Origin of the sequence: Nocardioides sp. 1609, from assembly GCF_004522105.1 — a bacterium.
Classification (GTDB): domain Bacteria; phylum Actinomycetota; class Actinomycetes; order Propionibacteriales; family Nocardioidaceae; genus Nocardioides.
Genome location: NZ_SPUJ01000005.1, coordinates 535,713 through 555,024 on the forward strand (window position 1 = coordinate 535,713; position 19,312 = coordinate 555,024).

At 73.5% G+C, this 19,312-nt stretch carries 19 protein-coding genes; 10 read left to right on the forward strand and 9 right to left on the reverse strand.

The window, feature by feature from the left end:
• Positions 1-2: 2 nt before the first annotated feature.
• Genes E4623_RS16385 through E4623_RS16395 form a run of 3 tightly spaced genes read right to left on the reverse strand, consistent with a single transcriptional unit; the run spans position 3 to position 3,977 of the window.
• A complete protein-coding gene (locus E4623_RS16385) occupies positions 3-944 on the reverse strand; it encodes an alpha-E domain-containing protein (RefSeq protein ID WP_134767599.1) in 942 nt (313 codons plus the stop codon).
• The gene (locus E4623_RS16390) at positions 938-2,581 is read right to left on the reverse strand and encodes a circularly permuted type 2 ATP-grasp protein (protein ID WP_134767600.1); all 1,644 of its coding nucleotides are present in this window, start codon (positions 2,579-2,581) and stop codon (positions 938-940) included. The genes E4623_RS16385 and E4623_RS16390 overlap by 7 nt, the downstream gene beginning before the upstream one ends.
• Before the next feature lie 46 nt (positions 2,582-2,627).
• The gene (locus tag E4623_RS16395; RefSeq protein ID WP_134767601.1) at positions 2,628-3,977 is read right to left on the reverse strand and encodes a metallophosphoesterase; all 1,350 of its coding nucleotides are present in this window, start codon (positions 3,975-3,977) and stop codon (positions 2,628-2,630) included.
• Between the two features lie 74 nt (positions 3,978-4,051).
• Here E4623_RS16395 and E4623_RS16400 point away from each other — a divergent pair, with 74 nt between their 5' ends.
• Both E4623_RS16400 and E4623_RS16405 read left to right on the forward strand, forming a co-directional pair.
• Positions 4,052-4,249: a hypothetical protein gene (locus E4623_RS16400; RefSeq protein WP_134767602.1), complete on the forward strand. Its 198-nt coding sequence runs from the start codon at positions 4,052-4,054 to the stop codon at positions 4,247-4,249.
• A gap of 5 nt (positions 4,250-4,254) precedes the next feature.
• Complete coding sequence (locus tag E4623_RS16405; RefSeq protein WP_134767603.1) at positions 4,255-4,539, forward strand: hypothetical protein; 285 nt, start codon at positions 4,255-4,257, stop codon at positions 4,537-4,539.
• A gap of 13 nt (positions 4,540-4,552) precedes the next feature.
• On the opposite strand, the gene E4623_RS16410 is transcribed toward E4623_RS16405, so the two are convergent.
• Entirely contained in the window at positions 4,553-5,767 is a 1,215-nt protein-coding gene (locus E4623_RS16410; RefSeq protein WP_134767604.1) for a PQQ-dependent sugar dehydrogenase, read from the reverse strand.
• Between the two features lie 191 nt (positions 5,768-5,958).
• Here E4623_RS16410 and E4623_RS16415 point away from each other — a divergent pair, with 191 nt between their 5' ends.
• Positions 5,959-6,426, forward strand: coding sequence for a GreA/GreB family elongation factor (locus tag E4623_RS16415; protein WP_134767605.1), 468 nt, complete (start codon positions 5,959-5,961; stop codon positions 6,424-6,426).
• 48 nt (positions 6,427-6,474) lie between these two features.
• Here the strand turns inward: E4623_RS16415 and panB are convergent, their stop codons facing one another.
• The 3 genes from panB to E4623_RS16430 all read right to left on the reverse strand — a co-directional run bounded on the left by panB (position 6,475) and on the right by E4623_RS16430 (position 8,487).
• Positions 6,475-7,344 carry a 3-methyl-2-oxobutanoate hydroxymethyltransferase gene (gene panB, locus E4623_RS16420; protein ID WP_134767606.1) on the reverse strand — a complete coding sequence of 290 codons (870 nt, stop codon included), beginning with the start codon at positions 7,342-7,344 and terminating at the stop codon, positions 6,475-6,477.
• A gap of 150 nt (positions 7,345-7,494) precedes the next feature.
• Complete coding sequence (locus tag E4623_RS16425; RefSeq protein ID WP_134767607.1) at positions 7,495-7,908, reverse strand: VOC family protein; 414 nt, start codon at positions 7,906-7,908, stop codon at positions 7,495-7,497.
• 87 nt (positions 7,909-7,995) lie between these two features.
• Positions 7,996-8,487, reverse strand: a complete 492-nt coding sequence (locus E4623_RS16430; protein ID WP_134767608.1) for a VOC family protein — start codon at positions 8,485-8,487, stop codon at positions 7,996-7,998.
• A 55-nt stretch (positions 8,488-8,542) separates the two neighbouring features.
• On the opposite strand from E4623_RS16430, the gene E4623_RS16435 reads away from it, so the two are divergent.
• From E4623_RS16435 to E4623_RS16445, 3 genes are all read left to right on the forward strand, one after another.
• Positions 8,543-10,585 carry an NAD(+) synthase gene (locus tag E4623_RS16435; protein ID WP_134767609.1) on the forward strand — a complete coding sequence of 681 codons (2,043 nt, stop codon included), beginning with the start codon at positions 8,543-8,545 and terminating at the stop codon, positions 10,583-10,585.
• A gap of 126 nt (positions 10,586-10,711) precedes the next feature.
• The gene (locus tag E4623_RS22720; protein ID WP_167736685.1) at positions 10,712-11,092 is read left to right on the forward strand and encodes a hypothetical protein; all 381 of its coding nucleotides are present in this window, start codon (positions 10,712-10,714) and stop codon (positions 11,090-11,092) included.
• A gap of 60 nt (positions 11,093-11,152) precedes the next feature.
• The gene (locus tag E4623_RS16445; RefSeq protein WP_134767610.1) at positions 11,153-11,533 is read left to right on the forward strand and encodes a hypothetical protein; all 381 of its coding nucleotides are present in this window, start codon (positions 11,153-11,155) and stop codon (positions 11,531-11,533) included.
• A gap of 145 nt (positions 11,534-11,678) precedes the next feature.
• Here E4623_RS16445 and E4623_RS16450 read toward each other — a convergent pair whose 3' ends face one another.
• On the reverse strand, positions 11,679-12,947 hold the full coding sequence (locus E4623_RS16450; protein WP_245155139.1) for a HAMP domain-containing sensor histidine kinase: 1,269 nt from the start codon (positions 12,945-12,947) through the stop codon (positions 11,679-11,681).
• 43 nt (positions 12,948-12,990) lie between these two features.
• A complete protein-coding gene (locus tag E4623_RS16455; protein WP_134767612.1) occupies positions 12,991-13,680 on the reverse strand; it encodes a response regulator transcription factor in 690 nt (229 codons plus the stop codon).
• 34 nt (positions 13,681-13,714) lie between these two features.
• Between E4623_RS16455 and E4623_RS16460 the strand changes: the two genes are divergently transcribed.
• Genes E4623_RS16460 through E4623_RS16475 form a run of 4 tightly spaced genes read left to right on the forward strand, consistent with a single transcriptional unit; the run spans position 13,715 to position 19,247 of the window.
• Positions 13,715-14,149, forward strand: a complete 435-nt coding sequence (locus E4623_RS16460; protein WP_134767613.1) for a hypothetical protein — start codon at positions 13,715-13,717, stop codon at positions 14,147-14,149.
• 21 nt (positions 14,150-14,170) lie between these two features.
• The gene (locus E4623_RS16465; RefSeq protein WP_134767614.1) at positions 14,171-15,511 is read left to right on the forward strand and encodes a glutamine synthetase family protein; all 1,341 of its coding nucleotides are present in this window, start codon (positions 14,171-14,173) and stop codon (positions 15,509-15,511) included.
• 35 nt (positions 15,512-15,546) lie between these two features.
• Positions 15,547-16,260 (forward strand): type 1 glutamine amidotransferase, encoded by a 714-nt coding sequence (locus E4623_RS16470; RefSeq protein ID WP_167736689.1) that lies wholly within the window; start codon positions 15,547-15,549, stop codon positions 16,258-16,260.
• Complete coding sequence (locus E4623_RS16475) at positions 16,257-19,247, forward strand: bifunctional [glutamine synthetase] adenylyltransferase/[glutamine synthetase]-adenylyl-L-tyrosine phosphorylase (RefSeq protein WP_245155122.1); 2,991 nt, start codon at positions 16,257-16,259, stop codon at positions 19,245-19,247. The genes E4623_RS16470 and E4623_RS16475 overlap by 4 nt, the downstream gene beginning before the upstream one ends.
• Positions 19,248-19,312 lie beyond the last annotated feature (65 nt).

The window sequence follows — 19,312 nt, forward strand, 5'->3', positions numbered from 1 at the left end:
GGTCAGGCACCTTCCATCCCGTGCCAGGCGAGCGCCTCGGCGCCCGCGAAGAACCGGCGGGTGATCGCCTCGGTGGCCAGCGCGCAGGTGCGCTGCAGCCGCTCCATCTCGGTGGGGAGGTCGGCGACGACGTCGGAGAGCGAGCGGTACTCGAGCTCGGCCCGGGTGCGCCCGAGCAGCCGCTGCGCGTCGTTCTGGAACCCGGCCCGCTGACCCGAGGGGCCGGAGGCCTCGAGGTTGTCCAGGCACTGCTCGGCGCGGTTGAGGGAGAACACCACCGACCGCGGGAACAGCCGGTCGAGCAGCAGGAACTCCGCCGCCGCCCGCTCGGTCGAGAGCCCGCGGTAGGTGCGCAGGAACGCCTCGTAGGCGCCGCACGCGCGCAGCGTGCTCGTCCACTGGTCGCTGGTGCCGCTGGTGACCGACGCCGTGGCGACCAGCCGCGAGGTCATGTCGGCCCGCTCGATGCACCGGCCGAGCATGAGGAACTGCCAGCCCTCGTCGCGGGTCATCGTCGCGTCGGCGGTGCCGTTGATCAGCGCCGCGCGCTCCCGCACCCACTGGAAGACGTGCGGGGTCCGGCGGGCCCCGAACTGGCCCGAGAGGATGTCGCGGTAGGTCGTGTTGATCGCCTCCCACAGCGGCACCGACAGCGTCTCGCGGGCCCGCCGGGCGCTCTCCCGGGCGGCCGCGATGGCGGCCGCGATCGAGACCGGCGACGCGAGGTCGTAGGCCAGCGTAGTGAGCACGTGGGACAGGTCGACGTGGTCGGGGGCGTCCTCGACGCCCATGATCGACAGCAGCCCGTGGCAGGTCTCGTCGACGTCGAGGGTGGCGTCCTCGATGAGCAGGGAGGTCTGCACGTCGAGGATCCGCGCGGTGTCCTCCGCGCGCTCGACGTAGCGGCCGATCCAGAACATCGACTCCGCGATCCGGCTCAGCACCGGGGCCCCCGCCGGCTCCTCGTGGCCGGGCCGGCCTGCTGCTGCTGCTCGGCCTGCTCGTGCAGGGCGGTGAGCGCCGGGCCGGGTGTCTCCGGCTGCGTCGCTGCGGGCGGGGGAGGCGGCGGGGGCTCGGCGGCCTCCAGCACCTCGGGCACCTCGGCCCCGGTGCCCCCGGCCTCGTCGGTCAGGTCGGCGGCCGGGACCCGGGGGCCGGCGAGCACCCAGGTGTCCTTGGAACCGCCGCCGCGCGAGGAGTTCACGATGAGCTCGCCCCGCGCGAGGGCGACGCGGGTCAGGCCGCCGGGCAGCACCCACACCCGGTTGCCGTCGTTGACGGCGAAGGGCCGCAGGTCGACGTGGCGCGGCCCCAGCTCGCCGTCGACGAACGTCGGCACCGTCGACAGCTGGACGACGGGCTGGGCGATCCAGTCGCGCGGTGCGGCGAGGATCTTGGTGCGCAGCTCGTCGAGCTCGGCGCGGGTGGCGCGCGGGCCGATGACGATGCCCTTGCCGCCCGAGCCGTCGACCGGCTTGAGGACGAGCTCGTCGAGCCGGTCGAGCACCTCCTCGCGGGCCTCGGCGTCGCCGACGCGCCACGTGTCGACGTTCTTGAGCACCGGTTCCTCCGACAGGTAGTAGCGGATGATGTCGGGCATGTAGGTGTAGACGAGCTTGTCGTCGGCGACGCCGTTGCCGACGGCGTTCGCGAGGGTGACGTTGCCGGCCCGGGCGGCGTCGATCATGCCCGGGCAGCCGAGCGTGGAGTCGGCACGGAAGTGCACCGGGTCGAGGAACTCGTCGTCGACGCGTCGGTAGATGACGTGCACGGGCGCCAGGCCCTGCGTGGTGCGCATCATGACGCGCCCCCGGCGGCACTCGAGGTCGCGGCCCTCGACGAGCTCGACGCCCATCGTGCGGGCCAGCAGCGCGTGCTCGAAGTAGGCGCCGTTGTAGACGCCGGGGGTGAGGACGACGACGTTCGGGTCGGTGACGCCGGCGGGCGCGGCGGCACGGAGAGCCGCGAGCAGCCGCTGGGGGTAGGCCGCGACCGGCCGGATCCGGTGCTGGGCGATGGTCTCGGGCAGCGCCGAGCTGATCGCGCGGCGGTTGGTCATCACGTAGGAGACACCCGAGGGGACGCGCACGTTGTCCTCGAGGACGCGGAACTCGCCGGCGTTGTCGCGGATCAGGTCGATGCCCGACACGTGCACCCGGACGCCGTTCGGGGGCCGGACCCCGGCCGAGGCGCGGTGGTAGTGGCTGGAGGTCGTGATCACGCGGCGGGGGATCACGCCGTCGTCGAAGACGGTGCCCGCGTCGTACACGTCGGCGAGGAACATCTCGAGCGCCCGGACCCGCTGCTGCACGCCGGCGTCGATCTGCGACCAGGTGTCCTGCTCGATGACGCGCGGCAGGATGTCGAGCGGGAACGCGCGCTCCTCCCCGCCGATGTCGAAGGTGACGCCCTGGGCGAGGTAGCCGGCCTGCAGCGCCTCGACCCGGCTGACCAGCTCGGGCGTGGTGAGGGTCGCGAGCGACTCCCGCAGGCGCAGGTACGGCGAGCGCAGCTGGTCGCCGTCGAACATCTCGTCGTAGGCCTGCCCGTTGCCCCCGTAGCCCTCGAACATCGCGTTCATGGCGACGACCCTAGTAGGCGCGCGTGGCCCCCAGGTGACGTGCAGGTCACGGCTGGACGGGCAGGTCCGGGTTCAGTCCGAGGTCGCCGGAGGACGTGACGGTGCCGTCGTCGTGCAGCACGAGCGTGCCCGTGAGCACCTCCGGTGCGTACGAGATGGAGCCCGGTGACCGCTTGCTCGAGGTCGCCCACAGACGGGTCCGGACGCTGTAGGTGTTGTCGAACCAGTGGCTCTCGAGCTCGACCCGGTCCGGGTACACGCGGCCCACGACGTAGGCGGTGCCGCGGAACGCGAACAGGCCGCCGTGGGAGACCTGGACGGTGCCGTGGACCTGGCGGGCGGTCTGGGCGTGCACCTCGCCGGCGAGGTAGAGGTCGACCTTGCCGGAGCCGTCCATCGCCCGCCAGAACGGGCTGTCCTCGCCGTCCTTCACCATCAGGCGGGACGAGCCGGAGGAGCGCACCGGGCCGAGCGCGGGCGTGTGGGCCTGGACGATCACGGTCGCCTCGGCCGGGGCGGCCTCGAGCACGCCGCGGAACCAGGCGAGGTGGCGGCCGTCGACGGTGGCCGAGACGCCGTCGCCGCCGGGACCGTGCCGGAAGACGTCGACGGTGACCAGCAGGACGCCGTCCGGACCGGCCGGGGTGAGCCAGGTGGCGTAGGACGTGTCCTCGTACGGCGTCCCCACCGGACGGTCGGCGAACCGGTGGCCGCCTCGCGCGGTCGTGGTGAAGCTGCGCGACCAGGCGTCCTTGTAGGTCTCCACGGCCCGCGACTTGAAGCTGTCGTGCCGCCACGGGTTGTCGCCGATCTCGTGGTCGCCGACGGCCGGGTAGAGGGTGGACGGCGAGATGCCGACGTCACGGAAGTACTGCTTGAAGCGGCCGTAGTAGAAGTCGCCGGCGCGGGTGACAGCCCGGAGCTTCTGCCGCTCGGTCCGGGTCCTCCCGAAGTAGCCGGTGCGGTCGGCGTCCTGGCCCCAGTGCCCCTCGACCAGGTCACCGGCGACGAGGTAGGCGTCGGCGTCGTAGGAGGCGAGGGTGCCGAAGACCCGGTCGACGGCACGGGCGTATGAGGGGTTCCACGAGTTCCGGCCGTTCTCGACGCGGATCCCGGCCGTGCGGAGGTCACCGACGTCGGCGTTGAACATGTCGGGCGACGACACGAAGGTGAACATCGGGTCGTCGGGGTCGACCGGCAGCGGCTCGACCTGGCTGGTCGGCGGCCCGGAGGTCGGGGGGGCCGCGACCGCCGGGCGGTCGCGGGTGGAGCCGCGGTCGGGCGCGGCCCCGTCGTCGGAGCCGGACACGGCCAGCGCGGTCACCGCGGTGGCGGCGACGACGACGGTCGTGGCCGCCGCGAGGAGGGGGCGGTGACGGCGGTCGAGAAGTCCCATGGCCGCTCGATGGTAACCCCGGTCCGGCCTCGCCGCAGTGACCCGCGGAACCCCGCGACGTGTACTTTCGGCGCATGGCCGATGACGCTCCGGAGTTCTGGTACTGCCTCAAGCACAGCACGGTCGAGGGCCGCGACGGCTGCCCCAACAAGGACCGGCTCGGTCCCTACGCCAGCGAGGCCGAGGCGGCGCGGGCGATCGAGACGGCCCACGAGAAGAGCGAGGCCTGGGACCGCGACCCGGCCTGGAACGACGACGAGCTCGAGGACTGACGCCGGTGCGTCGGCGCCGGGTCGCGGCGCCGCCCCGGGCGACCGACTTCTGGCCGTTCGGCGGCATGATCCTGATGGCCGCCGCGCTCTTCCTGTACGGCGCCAGCGGGCTGGTCGCCCCGTGGTGGGCCGTCGTGCTGCTGCTGGTTCTCTGGCTCGCGCTGTTCGTGCTCGCCTGCTCGTGGTGGTCGACCCACCCGCGCCTGATCACGGTCGTCGCGCTGGGCGCGATGGCCGTCTGGTTCGCGACCCTGGTCGCCGGGGCTAGCCTGCTCGGCTGGTCGGCCTGACCCGGGCCGGCCGTCAGCGCGGTCGGACCAGCAGCACCCGGTCGCGGCCGTCGCCGTTGTCGGTGGTGACGAGCAGGTTGCCGTTGGCGAGCAGCACGGGGGAGCGCAGCCGGCCCCAGCGCCCGTCGAGCGCCGCCGGCGTGCTGACCCGGGGGTTGAACCCGTCGGCGTCGAAGCGGATGAAGAGCAGCTCCTGGTCCTTCAGGACGCCGACCGCGAGCGCCCCGTTGAGGCCGCCCCACTTCCGGCCACGGACGAAGGTGGCTCCGGAGGTCGCGACGGTCGAGGGACCCGAGCTCCAGCGGGCGTCCTGCTGGGTGCCGGGGAGGTCCTGGTCGGTCATCGGCACCGACTCGTCGTAGCCGGGCACCGGATTCCACCCGTAGTCGCCACCGGGGACCAGCCGGTTGACCTCGTCGTCGCGGTAGGAGCCCTGCTCGGCCGACCAGAGGGTGCCGTCGCGTCGCTCCGCGAGACCCTGGACGTTGCGGTGCCCGTAGGTGAGGACGTAGCGGCGGTTGCGGTTGTCGGAGCCGGCGTACGGGTTCTGCGGCCACGGCCGCCCGGTGAACCGGTTCAGCCGCAGCGTCTTGCCGCCCAGGGAGTCGAGGTCGCGCGGGTTGGTGCCGACGGCCGCGTCGCCGGTGCCGACGAGCAGCGCGCCGTCGGAGGTGACGAGGAGCCGGCAGCCGCCGTGCCGCCCGGAGGTGGTGGGCAGGCCGGTGAGCAGCGGCCCGACGAGCCGGGCGCGGGTCTCCTTGCGGTTGAGCCGCCAGGCGGTGACGCGGATGTCGTGCCCGTCGCCGGTGCGCCAGCCGCTGCACGTGTAGAACCGGCGGTTCCTCGCGAACCCCGGGTCGACCTCGAGGCCCATCAGCCCGGTCTCGCCCGACGTCCAGATCCGCCGCGAGGGGAAGCGCACCGTGCGCTTCCTGCCGGCCGCGGTGCTCAGGGTCAGCCGCGCCCGCTCGCGCTCGGTCACCAGCAGTGAACCGCTGGGCAGCCGGCGCACGTCCCACGGGTGGTCGAGACCGCCGACCCGGGTGGTCACGCGCAACGACGGCGCACGGGCCGCGGCCGGCGCCGTGACGCTCGGCGACGCGACGCTCGGCGCCGCGACCGCTGCGGGTGGGATCGGTGCCGTGGCCGCGCCGGCACCGCCGGGGGCGACCGCGAGCAGGGGAGCGGCGAGGGCGAGGAGAGCGGTGGTCACGAGGACGGGACGCATGGCGTCACCGTAGCCCTCGGTGCCGCCCCGGCGCGGGGTCCTCCGCGCCGATCGTCCGCGTCCGCGGCGTCCCGACGAGATCGCGGGTAAGAAAGTGCTGAGGACGGGCATGAGAAGCCCTCCGGGTGGGTTCAACACCACACCGCAGGCCATAACATCTCAGACCACCTCCCGTGAAGGATCGATCCCCCATGACGCTGAGCGCTTCCACCGCCCCCACCGCCTCGACGAGCGGCGCGCTCGCCGTCCTGCACGAGCGGCTCACCGCCCTGCAGGCCGAGCGCGACCAGGCCCAGGCCGAGACCCGCGCCGAGGCCGTCGGCGACATCGTCGACCGCGCCACCAACGTCGAGGCGAGCATCCGCCTGTCGCTGCTCGACGAGCGGATCGCCGCGCTCGAGCTCGACATCGCCGAGGTGGAGGCCGCCGAGCACGTCGACGGCGTCGTCTCGCTCGGCGACACCGTCGTGATCGACCTCGGCGACGGCCCCGAGTCGTTCGTCGTGGGCTCCGTCGAGCAGGCGGTCGCGGGCATCGAGACGGTCACGCCCAGCAGCCCGCTGGGGCTGGCGATCCTCGGAGCGGCCGTCGGCAGCACCGTGTCCTACGCCCCGCGCAAGGGCCTGTCGCTCTCCGCGACGATCGTCTCCACCAGCTGACCCCTGCCGACCCCGTCGCACGATCCTCCGACGGGGTCGGCAGGGCGGTCAGAAGGTGTGCTCGGGGCCGGGGAAGGTGCCGGCCTTGACGTCGGCGTCGTAGTCGCGCGCAGCCTGCAGCAGCACGGCGTGGACGTCGGCGTACTGCTTGACGAACCGGGCCATCCGGCCCTGGCGCAGCCCGAAGGCGTCCTGCCAGACCAGCACCTGCCCGTCGCACTCGGGGCCGGCCCCGATCCCGATGGTGGGGATGAGCAGCTGCCGGGTGATCTCGGCGGCGGTGTCGCCGGGGACCATCTCCATCACGACGGCGAAGGCACCGGCCTCCTGGACCGCGAGCGCGTCCTCGATGACGCGTGAGCCGGCTTCGCCGCGGCCCTGGACGCGGTAGCCACCGAGCGTGTGCTCGGACTGGGGGGTGAAGCCGATGTGGGCCATCACGGGGATGCCGCCCTGCGTCAGCCTCCGGATCTGCGGGGCCATCTCCACGCCGCCCTCGAGCTTGACGGCGTGCGCTCCGGCCTCCTTCATGAACCGGACGGCGGTCAGGTAGGCCTGCTCGGCCGAGGCCTGGTAGCTGCCGAACGGCAGGTCGCCGACCACGAGGGCCCGGCGTACCGAGCGGGAGACGGCGCGGGTGAGCGGCAGCAGCTCCTCGACGGTCACGGGGAGCGAGGTCTCGTTGCCGTAGACGTTGTTGCTCGCGCTGTCGCCGACGAGCAGCACCTCGATGCCGGCCTCGTCGAACGTCGCGGCGGCGTACTGCTCGTAGGCGGTGAGCATCGAGAACCGCTCGCCGCGCTCCTTCATCTCGCGCAGGTGGTGGGTGCGCACCCGCTTGGCGGGGGCGGCCGCGGTCGGCCTCGCGGGGCCGGTGCCGTACGGGGCGGTCTCCTCGGGCTGGGAGGGCGTGCTCATGGTGTCTCCGATCGTCGTCTCGCGGCTCCTCGGGTGGAGTCCACGGACCGGTCCCAGGCTAGGCCGCACGCCCTCTCCCGCCCACCGTGCCCGCCTGTGGCGGTCATCACCGCCGACCCGTCGCAGATCACTGACGGGTCGGCGGTGCGCTCACCCGCCGGAGGCGGAGTTGAACATCCAGGCGATGCCGAACCTGTCGGTGACCTGACCGAAGTGGTCGCCCCACGGCGCCTCCTCGAACGGCAGGTCGACCGAGCCGCCCTCGGCGAGCGCCGCGAACCAGCCCCGGATGGTCTCGAGGTCGTCGCCGCTGATGCACATCGTGCCGTTGGTGAGCTGGCCCGGCATGGTGCTGGGGGCGTCGGAACCCATCAGCACGACGGTGTCGTTGGTGGTGAGCTGGGAGTGCATGACCTGGCCCTGCTCGTCCTCGGGCACGCCCCCGCCGCCGAACTCGGCGAAGGTGTTGACGTCGAGGGCGCCGCCGAGGACGGACTGGTAGAACGTCATCGCCTCCTCGGCCTGGCCGCGGAACATCAGGTACGGGTTCAGTCGGGTGCTCATCGGTTCTCCTGGTGGCTGGTGGCTGGTGGCTGGTGGCTGGTTCGCTGGTGGCGCGTCGGTGGGGGTGGGTGGTCGGGGACGGCGCCCTCAGGCCGTCGGGGGACCGGCGGCGTCGGCCGCCGCCTCGAGCTCGGCCACGACGATGCGGGTCATCGTGAGCATTGCCTGCGTCGCGGCGCTCGCGCGAGCCGCGTCGGGGTCGGAGACCAGCTCGTAGAGCCGGGCGGGCACGACCTGCCACGACAGCCCGAACCGGTCCTTGAGCCAGCCGCAGACCGACTCCCGGCCGCCGTCGGCGAGCGAGTGCCAGTAGTAGTCGACCTCGGACTGGTCACGACAGGTGATGCTGAAGGAGACCGCCTCGGTGAAGTGCGCGTGCTCCGGGCCACCGTTGATGCCCTGGAACCGCGTGCCGTCGATCGTGAACTCACCGGCCATCACCGCGCCGGGCTCGCCGGGCGTCGTGGCGGGGTAGCGGGAGAGCCGGCCGACCGAGGAGCGCGGGAAGATCGAGGTGTAGAACGTCGCGGCCTCCTCGAGCTGGTCGTCGAACCAGAGGCACGGGCTGATGCTGGTCATGGCCGGGCAGACCGCCGTCCCGTCGAGAACTCATCGGCCTCCCTAGACTCGGCGCGTGGACTTCTACTCGGCCTACGCCCACGGGTTCGCCCGCGTGGCGGCCTGCACGCTGCCGGTCGCGATCGCCGACCCGGCGGCCAACGCGGCCCGGACCATCGAGCAGGCGCGGGAGTGTGACGCCGAGGGCGTGGCCATCGCCCTCTTCCCCGAGCTCGGGCTGACGGGCTACGCCGTCGACGACCTCTTCCTGCAGGACACCCTGCTGGACGCCGTGGTGGTCGCGGTCGCCGACATCGTGGCGGCGTCCGTGGGGCTGCTGCCGGTGATCGTGGTGGGCGCGCCGTTGCGCCACGCCGGCCGGGTCTACAACTGCGCCCTGGTCATCAAGGACGGCGAGCTCCTCGGCGTCGCCCCGAAGGCGCACCTGCCGAACTACCGCGAGTTCTACGAGCGCCGCTGGTTCGCCGCGGGCGACGAGCAGCAGACCGACCAGATCACGGTGGGCTCCCACGAGGCGCCGTTCGGGACCGACCTGGTCTTCACGGCGACCGACCTGCCCGACCTCACCTTCCACGTCGAGATCTGCGAGGACATGTGGGTGCCGGTGCCGCCGAGCGCGACGGCCGCGCTGGCCGGGGCGCACGTGCTGCTCAACCTGTCCGGCAGCCCGATCACCATCGCCCGCGCCGAGGACCGCCGGATGCTGGTCAAGAGCGCCAGCGCGCGCTGCCAGGCGGCGTACGTGTACGCCGCCGCCGGTCAGGGCGAGTCGACGACCGACCTGAGCTGGGACGGCCAGACGATGGTCTACGAGTGCGGCGACCTGCTCGCCGAGGGTGAGCGGTTCCCCGAGGGAGCCCGTCGCACCGTCGCCGACGTCGACCTCGACCGGATCCGCCAGGAGCGGCAGCGCCAGGGCACCTTCGACGACAACCGCCGCAGCCAGGACGTGCACGCCACCCCGGTCGGGTTCCGGCTCGACCCGCCCGTCGGCGACGTCGGGCTGCGCCGCCCGCAGCGCCGGTTCCCGTTCGTGCCCGACGACCCGGCCCGCCTGGCGCAGGACTGCTACGAGGCCTACAACATCCAGGTCTCCGGGCTCGAGCAGCGGCTGCGTGCCATGTCGACCGACACGTGGCAGCCGAAGATCGTGATCGGCGTCAGTGGCGGCCTGGACTCGACCCACGCGCTCATCGTGGCGGCCAAGGCGATGGACCGCCTGGCCCGGCCGCGCACCGAAATCCTCGCGTTCACGATGCCGGGGTTCGCGACCGGCGAGACGACCAGGACCTACGCCACCCGGCTCTCGGAGAGCCTCGGCGTCACCTTCGCGACCCTCGACATCACTGCCGCGGCGCGGCAGATGCTCGACGACCTCGACCACCCGTTCTCCGAGGGGCAGGAGGTCTACGACATCACCTTCGAGAACGTGCAGGCCGGGTTGCGCACCGACTACCTGTTCCGCCTGGCCAACCACCGCGGCGGGATCGTGCTGGGCACCGGCGACCTCTCCGAGCTCGCGCTGGGCTGGTGCACCTACGGCGTCGGTGACCAGATGTCGCACTACAACGTCAACGGCGGCGTCCCGAAGACCCTGATCCAGCACCTGATCCGCTACGTCATCGAGTCGAGCCAGTTCGAGGCCGACACCGACGAGGTGCTCCGCGAGATCCTCGAGCAGGAGATCACCCCCGAGCTGATCCCGGCCACCGCCGAGCAGCCCGAGCAGCGCACCGAGGACTCCGTGGGGCCCTACGCGCTGCAGGACTTCACGCTCTACCACGTGCTGCGTCGCGGCTACCGGCCCAGCAAGATCGCCTTCCTCGCCTGGCACGCCTGGCACGACGTCGAGGCGGGGGAGTGGCCGGCCGGGTTCCCCGCCGACCGCCGCGGCGAGTTCGACCTCGCCACGATCCGCCGGTGGATGGAGGTCTTCTGCCGCCGCTTCTTCGCCAGCCAGTTCAAGCGCTCGGCCCTGCCCAACGGCCCCAAGGTCACTCCCGGCGGCACCATGTCGCCCCGCGGTGACTGGCGGATGCCCTCGGACGCCGCCCCGACCGCCTGGCTCGCCGAGCTGGAGAACGTCCCCCGGACGTAGTCCGGCCCCCCCGCGGAGCCTTAACCGCGCCTTAGCCCGCCGCTGGATCGCGCTTAGCGCCGCCGGCGGCATCGTCGTCCTCGTCACCAGAACGACATCTGGGACGCAGGGACGAGGAGGAGCGGGATGAGGAAGAAGATCGTGGCCGCGGGTGCGGTCGGTGCGGTCGTCGTGGCCGGGCTCGGGGCCGGGGCCGTGACGGCGTTCGGCGCCGACGACGAGACCCAGGAGCGCGGGACCTGCCACGGCACCGCCTACGAGCTGGTCGTCGGCGACGACGACGGCGGTCTCGAGCTCGAGTTCGAGCTGCAGTCGAGCGCCCCGGCCGAGGTCTGGGAGGTGCTCGTCGAGCAGGACGGCGAGTCCGTGCTCACCGGCGAGCGCACCACGGACGAGGACGGCGAGCTCGACCTCGACACCCCCGTCGACGAGGACGGCACGCAGGAGTTCCGCGTCACCGTCACCCCGGCCGAGGGCGACCCGTGCGTCGCCACCCTGACCCGCTGACCCGCTGATCCGTCCACCGACTCGACCGTCGGCACACCCCACCACCCCGGAGGAACCACCATGAAGAAGAGCATCGCCACCCTGTCCGCCACCGCCCTGTTGGCCGCCCCGGCCGCCGTCGCGCTGACCGCGGCGCCGGCCCACGCCGACGTCGAGCGGCGCGGCGCCTGCGGCAGCGGCACCTACGAGCTGTCGGTCGACCGTGAGGGCCGCGGCCACGAGGTGAACGTCGACCTCGACAACCTGCGGGCCGGCAGCACGTGGCGCGTCAAGGTCTGGCAGGACGGCAAGCGGGTCGCGAACGTCGTCCGCACGGCCGAGCGCGACGGCGACCTCGACCTGGAGCGCTACCGCCCCGACACCGCCGGCACCGACACGTTCAGGTTCACCGCCAAGCGGGTCGGCGCCAGCACCCGCTGCGGCGCCTCGGTCACCGTCTGACCCGCCCGTCCTCGCTGTGACCCGTCACCTATAGGTGACGGGTCACTGCCGATTTCTCGTCGACCCGTCACCTATAGGTGACGGGTCGATCTGGTTGGAGGAGTCGAGGTGGTGGGGGAGTCGAGGTGGTGGGGGGCGAGGCGGGTCAGGCGCCGCCGAGGTCGACGACGACCTCGGCACCGCCCAGCTCGGACCGCCCGATCGACAGGCCGCCGCCGGACTCGGTGGCGGTCGTGTCGACGATGGAGAGGCCGAGCCCGGTCGAGCCGCCGCCGGAGACGCCCCGGTCGACGAGACGCGCCGCGTCGTCGTCGGGCAGCCCGGGGCCGCCGTCCTCGACGACCAGCCGGAGCCCGCCGCCGGTGCCGGGGGCCACGGTGACCCGGACCCCGGCCGGCTCGGGCGTGTGGGTGAAGACGTTGTCGAGCAGGACGTCGACCAGGGCGGCCAGGTCCTCCGGCCCGGCCCGCACCGGCACCGGCCCGGTGGCCGCGACCACCAGGTCGAACCGGCGTCCCTGGTCCTCGGCCAGCGGCTCCCAGAACCGCGCCCGGTCGGCGAGGACGGCGACGCCGTCGGTCACCGGCACCAGCCCCTCGCGCTCGGAGCGCCGCGCCTCGCGCACGACGTGGTCGACGGTGGCCTGCAGGTCGTCGAGGTCGGCCATCAACCGCTCCCGGTCGGCGTCGTCGCGGATGCCCTCGACGCGCAGGCGGAGCGCGGTCATCGGGGTGCGCAGCCGGTGCGAGACGTCGGCGATGCCCGCGCGCTCGCGCTCCAGCAGCACCTCGACCCGGTCGACCAGCCGGTGCAGCGCCACCCCGAGGTCGCGGACCTCGGAGGGGCCCTCGACCGGCGGCTGCTCGGTCCGGCGCCCGGCGCCGAGGCCGGCGGCGTACCCGGCCAGGCTCTGGATGGGCCGCACGAACGACGCCGCCAGCCGGTCGGAGAGCGCCAGGGCGCCGGCGAGCAGCAGCACGCCGAGGGCGAGCAGGATCAGCCAGCTGCGCACCAGGTCGGCCTCGAAGCCGGGCGTGGGCACGAACACCCGGATGATCGGCTGCGCCTCCGGGCCGGCCGAGCTGCCGCCCAGCGACACCGGCACCAGGATCGCCGTACCGCCGTCGACGTCGTCGACGCGGGCGGTGCCGGTGAGCCGGGCCTCGGCGATCCGTGCCTCCTCCTCGGCGCCCGGGGGCGGGCCGATGACGGCACCGGCCGGCAGGATCACCGTGGTGACGCTGGTGCTGTCGGCGTTGACCTGGTCGAGGTACGACGCGATCCGGCCGGTGTCGGCGCGCGCCACGACGGTCTCGGTGGCCTGGACCTCGAGCGCGGCCTGGGCCAGCCGGTCCTCGAGCGCGTAGCTGCGCAGCAGCACGGCCATCGGCACCAGCATGGCCAGCAGGACCATGCTCACGGCGGCGGCCACCGTGACGGTCAGCCTCCGGCGCACCTCAGTCCTCCGGGTCGCTGAGCCGGACGCCGACGCCGCGCACGGTGTGCAGGTAGCGCGGCTCGGACGCCGACTCGCCGAGCTTGCGGCGCAGCCACGACAGGTGGACGTCGACGGTCTTGTCCGACCCGCCCCACGGCTGCTGCCACACCTCGACGAGGAGCTCGCGCTTGGTGACGACCTCGCCCGGGCGCTCGGCCAGGTGGCGCAGGAGGTCGAACTCCTTGGGGCTCAGGTCGAGCGCGGTGCCGGCGACGCGGGCCTGCCGGGCGGCGACGTCGATCTCGAGGGCGCCGACGACGACGGTGCGCCGGGCGGGGGAGCCGCCGGCGCCGGAGCGGCGCATCACCGCGCGGATCCGGGCCTCGAGCTGCGCGGTCGTGTACGGCTTGACCACGTAGTCGTCGGCGCCGGCGTCGAGGCAGCCGACCAGCGACGGGTCGTCGTCGCGGGCGCTCGCCACGATGACCGGCACGGTGCTCACCGCGCGCAGCATCGAGAGCACCTGGGTGCCGTCGACGTCGGGCAGGCCGAGGTCGAGGATCACCAGGTCGGGGCGGGAGTCGACGGCCATCTGCAGGCCCTGCATGCCGGTCGAGGCGGACTCGACGGCGTACCCGCGCTCGCCCAGCGAGCGCATCAGCAGCGGACGGATCCGCGCGTCGTCCTCGATGATCAGCACCTGCACCACAGGCCTGAACCTACTGTCCGGGAGGATGGGACCCATGGCCCGACCGTCCGCACGTGCCCTCGGCTACGTCGCTGCGTGGCTGGGGGCGGCCGCCGTGGCGGTCACGGTGGGCCTGGTCGCGGTGAGCAGCGTCGGCGCGAGCGTGCGGGACCGGGGCCCGCTGACGGCGGCGTCCGACCCCACGCTCGAGACGAGCGCGACCCCCGACCCCGCGGCCGAGCGACGCGAGGACGTGTTCGACGGCGACTACGGCAGCGTGACCGTCGCGTGCCAGGGCGCGCTGGCGTTCGGGATCCGCGCCGACCCGGCCGCCGGGTGGACGACCGTCCTGCTCGACACCGAGGCCGACGACGACATCGAGGCGGTCTTCTCCAGCGGGCCGCGCTCGATCGAGATCGAGTTCTACTGCGACGGCGGGCGCCCGACCGTCTCCGACTTCGAGGACCAGACCCTCAGCGACGACGACTGAGGCACGCCCTAGGGTGGCGCCATGGGCAAGCAGGAAGAGTTCGTTCTCCGCGCTCTCGAGGAGCGCGACGTCCGGTTCGTGCGACTGTGGTTCACCGACGTGCTCGGTTTCCTCAAGTCGGTCGCCGTGGCGCCGGCCGAGCTCGAGGGCGCCTTCGAGGAGGGCATCGGGTTCGACGGCTCGGCGATCGAGGGCTTCGCCCGGGTCTACGAGGCGGACATGCTGCTCATGCCCGACCCGTCGACGTTCCAGATCCTGCCCTGGCGCGGCGGTGACGGCCCGGCGACGGCGCGGATGTTCTGCGACGTCGTGATGCCCGACGGCAGCCCGTCGTACTCCGACCCGCGCTACGTCCTCAAGCGGACGCTCGCGAAGGCCGCCGAGCGCGGCTTCACCTTCTACACCCACCCCGAGATCGAGTTCTACCTGTTCAAGGACACCCCCCGGGCCGGGGTCGACCCGGTGCCGGTCGACCGCAGCGGCTTCTTCGACCACACCGCGCAGTCGCACGGCTCCGACTTCCGCCGTGAGGCCATCACCATGCTCGAGGCGATGGGGATCTCGGTGGAGTTCAGCCACCACGAGGGTGGCCCGGGCCAGCAGGAGATCGACCTGCGCTACGCCGACGCGCTCTCGACGGCCGACAACATCCTCACCTTCCGCACCGTCATCCGCGAGGTCGCGCTGAGCCAGGGCATCTGGGCCAGCTTCATGCCGAAGCCGTTCACGACCCACCCGGGCTCGGGCATGCACACCCACGTCTCGCTCTTCGAGGGCGACCAGAACGCCTTCTACGAGGCCGGCGCCGAGTACCAGCTGAGCCAGACCGGCCGCCGCTTCATCGCCGGCATCCTGAAGCACGCGCCCGAGATCAGCGTCGTGACCAACCAGTGGGTCAACTCCTACAAGCGGATGATGACCGGCGGCGAGGCGCCGTCGTACGTCTGCTGGGGCCACAACAACCGTTCCGCGATGGTCCGGGTGCCGATGTACAAGCCGCTCAAGGGCGCCTCGACCCGCGTCGAGGTCCGCACGCTCGACCCCGCGTGCAACCCCTACCTCGCCTTCGCGGCGGTCCTGGCGGCCGGCATGAAGGGCATCGACGAGGGCTACGAGCTCCCGCGCGAGGCCGAGGACGACGTGTGGGCGCTCACCGAGCGCGAGCGCAAGAGCCTCGGGATCGACCCGCTGCCCAAGACCCTCAACGAGGCCATCGAGGTCGCCGAGACCAGCGAGCTGCTGGCCGAGACGCTCGGGGAGAACGTCTTCGAGTACTTCCTGCGCAACAAGCGCGCCGAGTGGGACGAGTACCGCGGTCAGGTCTCCGCCTTCGAGCGCGACCAGATGCTGCCGGTGATCTGACGGCTCGCGATGACGGTCAGGGGGATGACCCGCCGGTGAGCCCGGTCCTGGTGGTCCAGCACGAGGACGACTGCCCGCCGGCCCTCGTGGGCCGGTGGCTGGAGGAGGCCGGCGTCGGGCTCGACGTCCGCCGCCCGTACGCCGGCGACGCCCTGCCCGACGACCTGACCGGCCACGCCGGGCTGCTGGTGCTCGGCGGGCCGATGGGCGCCACCGACGACGCCGACCACGCCTGGCTCGCCCCGACGAGGTCGCTGCTGCGCGGGGCGGTCGAGGCCGGCGTCCCGACCCTCGGCATCTGCCTGGGCCACCAGCTGCTGGGCGCGGCCCTCGGCGGCACGGCCGCCCGGAACCCCGCCGGGCAGCAGCGTGGTCTGCTGCCGGTCGGGTGGACCGCGGCCGCGCTCGACGACGCGCTCGTCGGGGCCCTGCAGCACGCCACGCAGCGCTGCCTGCACTGGAACGACGACGTCGTCACCGCGCTGCCGCCCGGCGCCGAGGTGCTCGCCGTCGCGCCCGGAGGGGAGGTCCAGGTCGTCCGGTACGCGCCGCGTGCCTGGGGCGTCCAGCCGCACCCTGAGGTGGACCAGGCCGTCCTCGAGTCCTGGGCCCGCACCGAGCCGGACGCCGCCGCCGACGCCCTGGCCGCCGAGGTGGGTGCCGCCGCCGACGAGCTCGAGGCGGCGTGGCGGCCGCTGGCGACGTCGTTCGCGCGGGTCGTCTCCGGCGCCCAGGTGGCCTCGTCGTGAGCCGCGTCGTCACCACCAAGGGGATGCTGCTGCGGCTCGGCTTCCAGCGCACCGACGAGGCGCTCGCCGACCTCGAGCTGCTCGGCGAGGCCAGCGAGCCGCTCGTCGCGCTGCTCGCGCGCACCGCCGACCCCGACCTGGCGCTGACCGGACTGGTCCGGCTGGCCGACGCCGCCGGCGACGAGCGCGCCACGATGCTCGCCGAGCTGGCCGACGACGAGGGCACGGCGATGCGGCTGCTGTGCGTCCTCGGGGCCAGCGAGGCGCTGGCCCACCACCTGGCCCGCCACCCCGAGCACTGGCGCGAGCTCACCGACCCCACGCTCGGGTCGACCCGCCCGCCGGCGTACGTCGTGCGCGCCGGCCTCCTCGCCGCCGTCGGCGCCGACCCCGACTCCGACCTGCCCACCGCGACGCTGCCGGACGCCGAGGCGGTCGACGCGCTGCGGGTGGAGTACCGACGCGTGCTGCTCCGGCTGGCCGCTCGCGACCTCGCCCACGACCTCGGCGTCGACGACGCCGCCGCCGAGCTGTCCGACCTCGCCGCCGGCACCCTCGAGGCCGCCCTCGCGGTGGCCCGTCAGCGGGTGGGGGAGGACGCCGGGTGCGCGCGCCTGGCGGTCGTCGCGATGGGCAAGTGCGGCGGCCACGAGCTGAACTACGTCTCCGACGTCGACGTGATCTTCGTGCACGGCCCGGCCGGGTCGGACGACGACGAGGGCAACCCGGACGCACGGACCCTCAGGACCGCGACCCGGCTGGCCAGCCACCTGATCCAGATCTGCTCCGAGCACACCGGCGAGGGCACCATCTGGCCGGTCGACGCGGCGCTTCGGCCCGAGGGCAAGGCCGGCCCGCTGACCCGCACCCTGGCCAGCCACCGCGGCTACTACGAGCGCTGGGCCAAGGCGTGGGAGTTCCAGGCGCTGCTCAAGGCCCGCCCGGTGGCCGGTGACCTCGCGCTGGGCCGCGAGTTCATCGCGATGGTCGAGCCGATGGTGTGGAGCGTCGCGGAGCGGGACGGCTTCGTGGGCGACGTCCAGGCGATGCGCCGCCGGGTGCTCGACCACATCCCGGCCAAGGAGGCCGACCGCCAGCTCAAGCTCGGCTGGGGCGGCCTGCGCGACGTCGAGTTCGCCGTCCAGCTGCTGCAGCTCGTGCACGGCCTGGCCGACGACCGGATCCGGGCGTCCACGACCCTGAGCGCGCTCGCCCAGCTCACCGAGCACGGCTACGTCGGCCGCGAGGACGGCGAGGCGCTGCACGACGCCTACGCGTTCCTGCGCACCCTCGAGCACCGCATCCAGCTCGTGCAGCTGCGCCGCACCCACATCGTCCCCGACGACACCGCAGCGCTGCGCCGCCTGGGCCGCAGCATCGGGTTCGTCCGGGAGCCCGAGGCCACCCTGGCCTCGGCGTGGGAGCACCACCGCCGCGAGGTCAGGCGGCTCAACGAGAAGCTCTTCTACCGTCCGCTGCTGACCGCGGTGGCGCGGGTGCACAGCGGCGAGGTCCGGCTCTCCTCCGAGGCGGCCGGCGCCCGGCTCGCAGCCCTCGGGTACGCCGACCCGCAGGCCGCGCTGCGCAACCTGGAGGCGCTCACGAGCGGCGTGTCCCGCACGGCCACGCTGCAGCGCGCGCTGCTGCCGGCGATGCTCAGCTGGTTCGCGGAGGGCGCCGACCCCGACGCCGGGCTGTTCGGCTTCCGGCGGCTCAGCGAGGCGCTGGGACGCACTCCCTGGTACCTGCGCACGCTGCGCGACGAGGGCGAGGTCGCCGAGCGCCTGGCCCACCTGCTGTCGACCTCGCGCTACGTCACCGGCCTGCTCGAGCGCGAGCCGCAGGGCGTCCGGATGCTCGGCGGCGACCTCTCACCGCTCAGCGCCGAGGCGATGGTCGAGGAGATGCGCTCGACGGCAGCGCGTCAGGACGACGTCGACAAGGCGGTCCGGGCGGCCCGCGCGGTCCGGCGCCGCGAGCTGTTCCGGGTCGCTGCCGGCGACGTCCTCGACCTGACCGACGTCGCCGACGTGGGCGCGGCCCTGTCGCGGATCACCGACGCCACCCTGGAGACGACCCTGGAGGTCGTGGGGCGCGAGGTGTGCCGCCAGCGCGGGTTCGACGAGCCGCCCACCGCCATGGCGGTCGTCGCCATGGGCCGCTACGGCGGCTTCGAGCTGTCCTACGGCAGCGACGCCGACGTCCTCTTCGTCCACCAGCCGGTCGAGGGCGCCGACCCGCACCGCGCGACGCAGTACGCCACCGCCGTGGCCAACGAGGTCCGCAACCAGCTCGCGCTGCCCGGTGCCGACCCGGCCCTCACCGTCGACGCGGACCTGCGACCCGAGGGCAAGCAGGGCGCGCTCGTGCGCACCCTCGACTCCTACGCCGCCTACTACGCCAAGTGGTCGAAGGTCTGGGAGGCCCAGGCGCTGCTGCGTGCCGACGCCGTCGTCGGCGACCCGGCGCTGCGGGCGGCGTTCGAGCGGCTCATCGACCCGCTGCGCTACCCGGCCGGCGGGCTCTCCGACGACGACGTCCTCGAGGTGCGCCGGATCAAGGCGCGCGTCGACAACGAGCGGATGCCGCGCGGCGCCGACCCGCAGCTGCACCTCAAGCTCGGGCGCGGGGGACTGGCCGACATCGAGTGGACCGTCCAGCTGCTCCAGATGCGCTTCGCCGGCGAGGTGGCGGCCCTGCGCACCCCCCGGACCCTGACCGCGCTCGAGGCGGCACGGGAGGCGGGCCTGGTCACCGACGCCGACGCCGCCGTGCTGACGGAGGCGTGGCGCGCGGTCAGCCGGGTGCGCAACGCCGTCACGCTGGCCCGGGGCAAGGCCGCCGAGCAGCTGCCGCGCGACACCCGTGAGCGGGCCGCGGTCGCCTCGATCCTGGGCTACCCGGCCGGCCGGACCGACGAGATGGTCAACGACCACCTGCGCGTCACGCGACTGGCCCGAGGAGTGGTCGACCGGGTTTTCTGGTGACCCGCGTCGTGGTCGGGGCGCCGATGTGCCATGATGTGCCTGCACGGATCGCGGCCGATCCCCCC